The organism is Streptomyces sp. NPDC111520 (assembly GCF_055635295.1).
Genome location: NZ_JBVKBW010000003.1, coordinates 432,215 through 441,350, shown reverse-complemented (window position 1 = coordinate 441,350; position 9,136 = coordinate 432,215). Strand labels below are relative to the sequence as shown.

General features: G+C 73.9%; 12 protein-coding genes and 1 riboswitch. Of the genes, 8 read left to right on the top strand and 4 right to left on the bottom strand.

All coding sequences use genetic code 11. The features are described from left to right. Nucleotides 1–149 precede the first annotated feature (149 nt). The 3 genes from ACZ7MY_RS09435 to ACZ7MY_RS09425 all read right to left on the bottom strand — a co-directional run bounded on the left by ACZ7MY_RS09435 (nt 150) and on the right by ACZ7MY_RS09425 (nt 2,088). Nucleotides 150–623 (bottom strand): C40 family peptidase, encoded by a 474-nt coding sequence (locus ACZ7MY_RS09435; protein ID WP_499600699.1) that lies wholly within the window; start codon nt 621–623, stop codon nt 150–152. Nucleotides 624–626: 3 nt separating this feature from the next. Beyond that, a riboswitch (cyclic di-AMP (ydaO/yuaA leader) is annotated at nt 627–783 on the bottom strand. Nucleotides 784–1,134: 351 nt separating this feature from the next. Next, on the bottom strand, nt 1,135–1,440 hold the full coding sequence (locus ACZ7MY_RS09430) for a hypothetical protein (RefSeq protein WP_499600698.1): 306 nt from the start codon (nt 1,438–1,440) through the stop codon (nt 1,135–1,137). A 6-nt stretch (nt 1,441–1,446) separates the two neighbouring features. Beyond that, nucleotides 1,447–2,088, bottom strand: a complete 642-nt coding sequence (locus ACZ7MY_RS09425) for an ATP-dependent Clp protease proteolytic subunit (protein WP_499600697.1) — start codon at nt 2,086–2,088, stop codon at nt 1,447–1,449. Nucleotides 2,089–2,173: 85 nt separating this feature from the next. Between ACZ7MY_RS09425 and ACZ7MY_RS09420 the strand changes: the two genes are divergently transcribed. The 8 genes from ACZ7MY_RS09420 (at nt 2,174) to ACZ7MY_RS09385 (ending at nt 7,720) form a co-directional block, all read left to right on the top strand. Continuing rightward, nucleotides 2,174–2,467 carry a type II toxin-antitoxin system Phd/YefM family antitoxin gene (locus tag ACZ7MY_RS09420; RefSeq protein ID WP_499600696.1) on the top strand — a complete coding sequence of 98 codons (294 nt, stop codon included), beginning with the start codon at nt 2,174–2,176 and terminating at the stop codon, nt 2,465–2,467. Between the two features lie 320 nt (nt 2,468–2,787). Beyond that, nucleotides 2,788–3,090 carry an urease subunit gamma gene (locus ACZ7MY_RS09415; RefSeq protein ID WP_499600695.1) on the top strand — a complete coding sequence of 101 codons (303 nt, stop codon included), beginning with the start codon at nt 2,788–2,790 and terminating at the stop codon, nt 3,088–3,090. A 10-nt stretch (nt 3,091–3,100) separates the two neighbouring features. Then, nucleotides 3,101–3,412 carry an urease subunit beta gene (locus ACZ7MY_RS09410; RefSeq protein WP_499600694.1) on the top strand — a complete coding sequence of 104 codons (312 nt, stop codon included), beginning with the start codon at nt 3,101–3,103 and terminating at the stop codon, nt 3,410–3,412. After that, nucleotides 3,405–5,126 (top strand): urease subunit alpha, encoded by a 1,722-nt coding sequence (locus ACZ7MY_RS09405; RefSeq protein WP_499600693.1) that lies wholly within the window; start codon nt 3,405–3,407, stop codon nt 5,124–5,126. The genes ACZ7MY_RS09410 and ACZ7MY_RS09405 overlap by 8 nt, the downstream gene beginning before the upstream one ends. Before the next feature lie 16 nt (nt 5,127–5,142). Continuing rightward, nucleotides 5,143–5,817, top strand: a complete 675-nt coding sequence (locus ACZ7MY_RS09400) for an urease accessory protein UreF (RefSeq protein ID WP_499600692.1) — start codon at nt 5,143–5,145, stop codon at nt 5,815–5,817. A 9-nt stretch (nt 5,818–5,826) separates the two neighbouring features. Beyond that, a complete protein-coding gene (ureG, locus tag ACZ7MY_RS09395; protein ID WP_499600691.1) occupies nt 5,827–6,522 on the top strand; it encodes an urease accessory protein UreG in 696 nt (231 codons plus the stop codon). Beyond that, nucleotides 6,501–7,280 carry an urease accessory protein UreD gene (locus tag ACZ7MY_RS09390; protein ID WP_499600690.1) on the top strand — a complete coding sequence of 260 codons (780 nt, stop codon included), beginning with the start codon at nt 6,501–6,503 and terminating at the stop codon, nt 7,278–7,280. The genes ureG and ACZ7MY_RS09390 overlap by 22 nt, the downstream gene beginning before the upstream one ends. Then, on the top strand, nt 7,277–7,720 hold the full coding sequence (locus tag ACZ7MY_RS09385; RefSeq protein WP_499600689.1) for a type II toxin-antitoxin system PemK/MazF family toxin: 444 nt from the start codon (nt 7,277–7,279) through the stop codon (nt 7,718–7,720). Before ACZ7MY_RS09390 ends, ACZ7MY_RS09385 begins: the two co-directional genes overlap by 4 nt. Before the next feature lie 75 nt (nt 7,721–7,795). Here ACZ7MY_RS09385 and ACZ7MY_RS09380 read toward each other — a convergent pair whose 3' ends face one another. Beyond that, complete coding sequence (locus ACZ7MY_RS09380) at nt 7,796–8,107, bottom strand: antibiotic biosynthesis monooxygenase family protein (RefSeq protein WP_499600688.1); 312 nt, start codon at nt 8,105–8,107, stop codon at nt 7,796–7,798. Between the last annotated feature and the right edge of the window lie 1,029 nt (nt 8,108–9,136).

Here is a 9,136-nt window from a genome sequence, read left to right as displayed (position 1 = left end):
AAGCTAGGGAAAGGAAAACCAAGACCAAGCCCCCACCTGATGAGAAAAGCGCCCCCGTTGGGCCACCCCCCCCCCCCCGCCGCTCCCCGACCCGGGTGCCTCCCCCCCCCCCCCCCGGGACCCCGGCCCCAATACAACCGCGACCGGGGTCACTTCACCCGGCCGTACCAGACGCTGCGGCTCCAGATCTTCTCCAGCCGCACCCGCCCGCCGGGCCTGGGGGAGTGCCAGATCTTTCCGTGCCCGGCGTACATCCCCACGTGGTACACGTTGCTCCCGTAGTGGAAGAAGACCAGGTCACCGCGGGTCCTCCCGGACTTCCGGATGTGCCGGACGCTGTTGTACTGCGCCCCCGCGGTGCGGGGCAGCTTCTTGCCCGCCTTCTTGAACGAGTAGAAGGTGAGCCCGGAGCAGTCAAACCTGCCGGGACCGGCCGCGCCGTACTGGTAGAGGGCGCCCTTCTTGGACGCCGCGATCTTCAGCGCCTTGGCGGAGACGGTCGCCGCCTCGGCCTGCTGGGCGAGTTCGGGCAGTACCGCGGGACCGGCCACGGCGGCCGCCGTGAGGGCGGAGACCGCCCCCAGCCGGCACAGGACCCCGGACATGGCTGTCGGCGCACTCATGCGCAACCCTTCGTCGTCCGCCTGCGAAGGATGACCTGTCGGGTTCGGGCAGGCGAAGATGCCCGGCCGCGGCTGCGGCTTCACCCCAAGGGTCCGGCGACCGGCGCCGGACCCGCCTTGCTCGGGTCCTCCGCTCCTGCTGATGCGTCGTCGTCGACCTGGCATCCGCGCGGCGGCAGGATTCGGCGTCCGCGCGGACCGCCCCGCCGGGATGACGGGGGCTTGTCGTCGAAGGGATGATCACCCACCGAAGCGGTCGATTCCCAGCGCAACCGGTCGAATGTGAGTCTGTTCACGACTCACCTATTCGGGTGGACTCCGGGACGCAGGCCATGGACTGACGACTCGAAAGCAGTCGAACACCTGGGATGGAGCGTCAGATTCCGGTTGTGTGCGGCCATATCGCGCAACTCGGGGTCATCCGGCCGTCCACGGCAGATACAACGATCGGGCGAGTCCATTCGGTTCGAGTTCGCGCCGCCCGAACGGACCAGTGTGTCGTGACGCTCCGTCAGCGGGGTCGCGGTGACGGCAAGGTGACCTGCCCCGTGCGCCGTTCACCGTCGAGCACCCGCAGCGCCCTTTCCAGTGTCCCCGTGTGCACCTCGTTCTCCCCGCGCGCATGCATCAGCGTCAGCGCGTCACGCAGCTCCGCCGCCCGCCCCACCAGGGCCTGCGCGGCGCGCAGCGCCCCGTAGGTGTCCCGGGAACGGGACGGGTTGATCCGGCCCAGCAGGTCCACGACGCCCAGGTAGGCGTCGACGAGCTCGCCCTCGGCCCGGGTCAGGGCCGGGAGCGGGGGCAGTTCGGGCACCACGGCCGGTCACCGCACGGCGCGCGGGGCGCGGCCGGCGCCGTCCTTGCGGCTCAGCGTCAGCCGGTCCACCAGGCCGTAGGCGAGGGCCGACGGAGCGTCAAAAATCGTGTCCCGTTCGATGTCGGCCCGGATGCGCTCGGAGTCCTGGCCGGTGTGGCGTACCAGCAGCTCTTCCAACTGATCACGGCGCCGGAGCAGTTCCCTGGCCTGGATCTCCAGGTCGGCCGTGGTGCCCTGGATCACCTCCGCGAACGAGGGCTGGTGGATCAGCACCCGCGAGCCGGGGGTCGCCAGCCGCTTGCCGGGCGCTCCGGCGGCGAGCAGGACGGCCGCCGCCGAGGCCGCCTGGCCGACGCACACCGTCGACACGTCGCAGCTTACGAACTGCATGGTGTCGTAGATCGCGGTCATCGCGGTGAAGGACCCGCCGGGGGAATTGATGTAGAGCGAGATGTCCTGCTCCGGTGCGGCGGACTCCAGGTGGATCAGCTGCGCCATCACGTCGTTCGCCGAGGTGTCGTCGATGGGCGTCCCGAGCAGGACGATCCGCTCCTGGAGCAGCTTGGAGTACGGGTCCATGGAACGCACGCCCTCGCTGGTGCGCTCGGTGAACTCGGGCAGGACGTAGCGGGCGGTCGGTCGAAGCATCGCTGCACCTCCGTGGGCACCCTGGGCAGGGGTGCCCGTCGCTGTAAAAAATGTACAGGACGTACATCTCGTTATGATGGGGAGCATGGCCCACGAAGTACCGGTGACACAAGCGCGTGCGGAACTGGCGGAACTGATCAACCGCGTCGTCTACGGCGGTGAGCGGGTGGTCGTGACCCGTCACGGCAAGCCGCTGGTCGCCCTGGTTTCCGCCGCTGACCTGCAACGACTCCAGGAGCTGGACGCCGCCCCCGAGGAGGCGGTGGTCAGTACGGTCTCCTCGGTGCGGGGAGCGGTGTCCGCCACGGGCGAACGGCGGCGCTTCGGCATCGCCGCCGAGCACCGCGGCACGACGAACGCCCGCCACGACGGGACCTGAGCGTCCCCTCGTGGCGTCGAAGGGGCGCCGTCGCGGGCGCGGAACCCCCGGTGCCGGTCCTGCCGAGGCACCGAGGCCACCAAGGGTGCCGAACCCGTGTCGTACGCAGGGGAGCTGGGACGCCGTGGCATCCTGCCGGAGGACGCCACCCCGGCGAGGGCGTCCGCGCCCTGACCGGCACCGTCCGTCCGGAGGGCGGCGGTTAACGCGGACGAAACGCCACCGGACTAACCTGCGCCCTCCGGACAACGGCAGAGCGGATCCGCGGGCCGGGGACGCCCGGCGGGCCCGTTCACCCGGGACGACTGCGAGGTGTGGCCATGCGACTGACCCCCCACGAACAGGAACGCCTGCTCGTCCACGTCGCCGCCGACGTGGCGGAGAAGCGGCGGGCCAGGGGACTGAGGCTGAACCACCCCGAGGCCGTCGCGCTGATCACCTCGCACCTCCTCGAGGGCGCCCGGGACGGCCGGACCGTCGCCGAGCTGATGGCCTCCGGACGCAAGGTGCTCACCCGGGGCGACGTCATGGAGGGCGTGCCGGAGATGATCCACGACGTCCAGGTGGAGGCCACCTTCCCGGACGGCACCAAGCTCGTCACCGTCCACGAGCCGATCGTCTAGGGGCCGCCGCGTGATCCCCGGGGAGATCCTGCACGCCGCCGAACCGGTCGTGCTCAACGCAGGTAAGCCGGTCACCCGGCTGACCGTGCTGAACTCCGCCGACCGGCCGGTCCAGGTCGGCTCCCACTACCACTTCGCCGAGGCCAACCCCGGCCTCGTCTTCGACCGCGCCGCCGCCCGCGGCAAGCGCCTGGCCGTCGCCGCCGGGACCGCCGTGCGCTTCGAGCCCGGCATCCCCGTCGAGGTCGAGCTCGTGCCGCTCGGCGGCGCGCGGATCGTGATCGGGCTGCGCGGGGAGACCGGAGGTGCCCTCGATGGCTGAGCTCTCGCGGGCGGTCTACGCCGACCTGTTCGGGCCGACGACCGGGGACCGGCTACGGCTCGCCGACACCGACCTGCTGGTCGAGGTCGAGAGGGACCTTTCGGGAGGCGCCGACGGCTCGGGCGACGAGGTCGTCTTCGGCGGCGGCAAGGTGATCCGCGAGTCGATGGGGCAGGCCCGCGCCACCCGCGCCGAGGGCACTCCCGACACGGTGATCACCGGCGCCGTCGTCCTGGACCACTGGGGCGTGGTCAAGGCGGACATCGGCATCCGCGACGGGCGGATCACGGCGCTGGGCAAGGCCGGCAACCCCGACACCATGGACGGCGTCCACCCGGACCTGGTCATCGGACCCGAGACGGAGGTCATCGCCGGCAACGGCAGGATCGTCACCGCCGGGGCGGTCGACGCGCACGTCCACTTCATCTCCCCGACGATCGTGGACGAGGCCCTGGCCTCCGGCGTCACCACGCTCGTCGGTGGTGGCACCGGTCCCGCCGAGGGCACCAAGGCCACCACCATCACGCCGGGGTCCTGGCACCTGGCCCGGATGTTCGCCGCGCTGGAGCAGTACCCCGTCAACATCGGCCTGCTCGGCAAGGGCAACACGGTCTCCCACGAGGCGATGCTCTCCCAGCTGCGCGGCGGGGCCGTCGGCTTCAAGATCCACGAGGACTGGGGCGCCACCCCGGCCGCCATCGACGCCTGCCTGACGGTGTGCGAGGCGACCGGTGCCCAGCTCGCCGTCCACACCGACACCCTCAACGAGGCCGGCTTCGTCGAGGACACCCTCGCCGCCATCGCCGGACGGGGCATCCACGCGTACCACACCGAGGGCGCGGGCGGCGGGCACGCGCCGGACATCATGACCGTCGTCGGGCACCCCAACGTCCTGCCGTCCTCGACCAACCCGACCCGGCCGCACACCGTCAACACCGTCGAGGAGCACCTCGACATGCTGATGGTCTGCCACCACCTCAACCCCGCCGTGCCCGAGGACCTCGCCTTCGCCGAGTCACGGATCAGGCCCGGGACGATCGCGGCCGAGGACGTGCTGCACGACCTGGGCGCCATCTCGATCATCTCCTCGGACTCCCAGGCCATGGGCCGGATCGGCGAGGTCGTGCTGCGCACCTGGCAGACCGCGCACGTCATGAAACGGCGGCGCGGGGCCCTGCCCGGGGACGGGCGGGCCGACAACCTGCGCGCACGTCGATATGTCGCCAAGTACACCATCAACCCCGCCGTCGCCCAGGGCCTCGACGGCGAGATCGGCTCGGTCGAGAGCGGCAAGCTCGCCGACCTGGTGCTGTGGGAGCCGGCGTTCTTCGGCGTCAAACCCCAACTCGTCCTCAAGGGCGGCCAGATCGCCTACGCGCAGATGGGCGACGCCAACGCCTCCATCCCCACCCCCCAGCCGGTCATGCCGCGGCCGATGTTCGGGGCGACCGGCCGGGCCCCCGCCGCCAACTCCTTCACCTTCGTCACGCAGACCGCCCTCGAGGACGGCCTCCCCGAACGCCTCGGCCTCGGGAAGCAGTTCCTCCCGATCCGCGACACCCGGTGCGTCACCAAGACGGACATGCGTGAGAACGACGCCATGCCGAGGGTCGAGGTCGATCCCGACACCTTCACCGTCCGCATCGACGGAGACGTCGTCGAACCCGCACCGGCTGTGGAACTGCCCATGGCCCAGCGGTACTTCCTCTTCTGAGCGGAGCACGGGGACGATGAACCGCGCCGCCCTGCTGCTGCTCGCCGACGGCCGCTTCCCCGCCGGGGGCCACGCCCACTCCGGAGGGGCCGAGGCCGCCGTCGAGGCAGGCCGGATCACCGGGCCCGGCACGCTGGAGGAGTTCTGCCGGGGCAGGCTGCACACCACGGGCCTGGTGTCCGCGGCGCTTGCCGCCGCGGCCGCAGCGGGCGCCGACCCGCTCGCCCTGGACGAGGCCGCCGACGCCCGCACCCCCTCGCCCGCGCTGCGGCGGAGCGCCCGCCGCCTCGGCCGCCAGATGATGCGCGCCGCCCGCGCCGCCTGGCCGTCACCCGGACTCGACGCGCTCGCCGCCGCCCGGCCGCGGGGCGCCCACCAGCCCGTCGTCCTCGGCGTGACGGCCGGGGCCGCCGGCCTCGCCCCGCCGGACGCCGCCCACGCCGCGGCGTACGAGTCCGTGACCGGCCCGGCCACCGCCGCCCTACGCCTGCTGAGCCTCGACCCGTTCGCGGTGACCGCCGTCCTCGCCCGGCTCGCACCGGACCTGGACGAGGTCGCCGCCCGGGCCGCCGACGCCGCGCACCGCTGCCTCACCGAGGGCACCGACGCCCTGCCGGCCGCCTGCGCACCTCTCCTCGACGTGTACGCCGAGGCCCACGCCGGGTGGCCCGTCCGCCTCTTCGCCTCCTAGGGGGAGCCCATGCACCTCGACCACGACCACACCGTCCTCCCGCAGCGGCACACCTGGGCCGGCCCCACCGCCCGCCCCGACGGCGCCCGCCGCGCCCTGCGCATCGGCCTCGGCGGCCCCGTCGGCTCGGGCAAGACCGCCACCGTCGCCGCGCTGTGCCGCGCGCTGCGCGACGAGCTGTCCATCGCGGTCGTCACCAACGACATCTACACCCGCGAGGACGCCGACTTCCTCCTGCGCGAGGCCGTCCTGCCGCCCGAGCGGATCGCCGCCGTGGAGACCGGCGCGTGCCCGCACACCGCGATCCGCGACGACATCTCCGCCAACCTCGAGGCCGTGGAGGAACTGGAGGACACCGTCGGGCCGCTGGACCTCGTCCTGGTGGAGTCCGGCGGCGACAACCTCACCGCCACCTTCTCCAAGGGCCTGGTCGACGCCCAGGTCTTCGTCATCGACGTCGCCGGCGGCGACGACATCCCGCGCAAGGGCGGCCCCGGGGTCACCACGGCCGACCTGCTGGTGGTCAACAAGACCGACCTCGCCCCCTACGTCGGCTCCGACCTCGGCCGCATGGCGCGCGACGCGCAGCGGCAGCGCGGGGACCTGCCGGTGGTCTTCACCTCCCTGGTCGCCGAGGACGGCGTCGCCCCCGTCACCGGGTGGGTCCGTACGCGGCTCGCGGCATGGGCCGCCGTCCCCGCGTGAGCGGCGTCCACGCCACCGCGCGGATCACCGCCGTCCCGGACGGCCGCGGCGGCACCGCGCTGCCCGAACTCACCGGCGAGGGGCCGCTCGCGCTCCGCCGTACGCGGTGCGCCGACGGACGGGCGGCCCGGGTGACGGTCGTCGGCGCCATGACCGCACCGCTCGGCGGCGACCGGCTGGCCGTGCACGTCACCGCCGCGCCGGGCGCCGTGCTGCACGTGGACGCGGCGGCGGCCACCGTGGCGCTGCCCGGCCGCGACGGGGAGCAAGCGCGCTACGACGTACGGCTCACCGTCGGCGAGGGCGCCGAACTGCACTGGCTGCCCGAGCCGTTGATCGCCGCGCAGGGCAGCGACCTGCACATGACCACCAGGGCCGAACTCGCCCCGGGCGCACGCCTGCTGCTGCGCGAGGAGCAGATCCTCGGCCGCGCGGGGGAACGGCCGGGCCGGCTCACCACCCGCCTCACGGTACGGATCGGCGGCCGTCCGCTGCTGGACCAGGAGCTGTCCTTCGGGCCGGGCGCGGCGGCGTGGGCCGGGCCCGCCGTCCTGCACACCCACCGTGCCGTGGGCCAACTGCTCGTCGTCGACCCGGCGTTCGCCGACAAGCCGGCGCAGGCACGGGTACCGGTACGGGACGCGGAGCGCGGGGAGGCCGTGCTGACGCCGCTGGCCGGTCCCGCCGCGCTGCTGACCGCGCTCGCCCCGGACGGGCTGTGCCTGCGCCGGATGCTGTCGGCTAGCGTGGCCCCGTGACGTCCATAGACACCGAGAACCCCGGCCGCTACGGCCCCAGCGCGACCACCGAGGCACAGCCGGAGCAGGTCGGCCCCGTCCGCACCGAGTACGCGCCCGCCCACGACGGCGACCCCGACCCGGGCGAGATCGTCTGGACCTGGGTCCCCTACGAGGAGAACGACGGCCGCGGCAAGGACCGCCCGGTCCTCGTCGTCGCGCGGGAGCGGACCGACACGCTGCTCGCGGTGCAGCTCTCCAGCAAGGAGCACAACGACGACCGCGAGTGGGTCGCCATCGGCTCCGGCCCGTGGGACAAGTCCGGCCGCGCGTCCTGGGTGAACGTCGACCGGGTGCTGCGCGTCCACCCCGACGGCATGCGCCGCGAGGCCTGCGCGCTCGACCGGGGCCGTTTCAACATCGTCGTGAACCGGCTCAAGGAGCTGTACCGCTGGCGCTGACGCGCCCGCGGACCGGCCCCCGGGGCGGCCACTTGAACCCGAGCAGCCGCCCCGGGGGCCGGAACCGGCGCCGCGTCAGGGCTTCACGTCGGCGACGACCGAGTACTGCGTCGACTCGTGCTCGAGGACCAGCTCCCGCAGCCCGACGCGCCGCGCCTTGAAGTCCTCGCTCGCCAGGTACGCGAGGTACTGGTCCAGCGACCGCCACTCGCTGGTCACGATCCAGCTGTCGGGGTCGGCGTGGGACCGGCACAACTGCGAGCTGATGAAGCCGTCGGCGTTGACGATGCCGCGGTGCACGAGGTCGTATGCCGCCGCATACTGATCGCCCGTGCCCTCGTGGAGCCGGATCCGCAGAACGACGCGTGTCTTCGGGGTGCTGTCCATGGGACCTCGATCCTTGGGGGGCGCGAGGACCGTGCGCACGCCGCGGGCCGTGCCGGGCGGAGGCCCGTGGCCGCGCTCGGGACGGTGGCGTGGGGCCCGGAAGGGACCCTCGGTCGCACGGGGCGGTACGGGACCGCCTTGGCAGGGCCGTCGAGCCGGGTCCCGGGACGGTCGCCCGGGGGACCGCCTCGTCCATCCCGGGGGATGGGGCGCCTGGTTACCGCCGTCACTCGACTGTGCGGCCCTCACCCGGGCGGGGCAAAAGGCGCTGGGCCGATCGGGTGAGCGGCGCCCGGGGCCCACGGCACCCGGGCCCCGGCCTGCAGGCCGGTCGGCACCGCCGCCGCCCCGCCCGCGCCGTCGTGGTGCGGCCCTTCCGTACGGTGTGCGGCACCGCGGCGACGCCGGCCGCCTTCTCGGCCGCGGAACGCGGCGGCAGCGCCGGGCCGAGCCCGGACCTGACGGGTTCCGGCACCGTGCGGGCCTCGGGCCCCTCGTGGTGCCCCCGCCCGTCCGGAAGCCCTCCCCGGCGGGTGCTCCTCGGCCAGGACCACCGTCGTGATGCCGGGCCGGGCCGGTGGACGCGGGGCACGACCGAAGCGGCCGGCGGCCCCCGGGCCGCGTCCACCGCCCGCATCGCCGGCCGGGGACCGCTCCGAGTCCGTCCGCTCCCACCGCCGCGGCGGCGGCGGAGCCCGCCGTCGACGGTTTCGGCGCGATGCGGGCGGTGCCCGGCAGCCCGTATCGCAGCGAACGGGAACGGGGCATTTCCTTCCCCGGCACGAGCGCGGGCCTCCGGCACGCGTTCCCGGGAGTCCGCCCGGAACGCGCGGCGGCGACGGCGCCGCCCGCCATGCGGAGTACGACCCCGCGGCCGAGGACGGCGCTCGCCTGTTCGCTCGCCGGCCACGAGGCCGCCCTCCGTCCCGCCCCGGGCTCCCCGCGCCCGGGGTGAGACGCCCCGGGCTCCCGCGCCCGGGCACCTGCTCGCCGACCTGGCGGCGTGCGGCCTGCCGTGCACCGGCCCAC

What these genes read in the sequence shown, in the direction of transcription:
- ACZ7MY_RS09435 (WP_499600699.1), bottom strand. Translation starts at nt 623, where the DNA reads ATGAGTGCGCCGACAGCCATGTCCGGGGTCCTGTGCCGGCTGGGGGCG.
- ACZ7MY_RS09425 (WP_499600697.1), bottom strand. Translation starts at nt 2,088, where the DNA reads ATGCTTCGACCGACCGCCCGCTACGTCCTGCCCGAGTTCACCGAGCGC.
- ACZ7MY_RS09420 (WP_499600696.1), top strand. Translation starts at nt 2,174, where the DNA reads ATGGCCCACGAAGTACCGGTGACACAAGCGCGTGCGGAACTGGCGGAA.
- ACZ7MY_RS09415 (WP_499600695.1), top strand. Translation starts at nt 2,788, where the DNA reads ATGCGACTGACCCCCCACGAACAGGAACGCCTGCTCGTCCACGTCGCC.
- ACZ7MY_RS09405 (WP_499600693.1), top strand. Translation starts at nt 3,405, where the DNA reads ATGGCTGAGCTCTCGCGGGCGGTCTACGCCGACCTGTTCGGGCCGACG.
- ACZ7MY_RS09400 (WP_499600692.1), top strand. Translation starts at nt 5,143, where the DNA reads ATGAACCGCGCCGCCCTGCTGCTGCTCGCCGACGGCCGCTTCCCCGCC.
- ureG (WP_499600691.1), top strand. Translation starts at nt 5,827, where the DNA reads ATGCACCTCGACCACGACCACACCGTCCTCCCGCAGCGGCACACCTGG.
- ACZ7MY_RS09390 (WP_499600690.1), top strand. Translation starts at nt 6,501, where the DNA reads ATGGGCCGCCGTCCCCGCGTGAGCGGCGTCCACGCCACCGCGCGGATC.
- ACZ7MY_RS09380 (WP_499600688.1), bottom strand. Translation starts at nt 8,107, where the DNA reads ATGGACAGCACCCCGAAGACACGCGTCGTTCTGCGGATCCGGCTCCAC.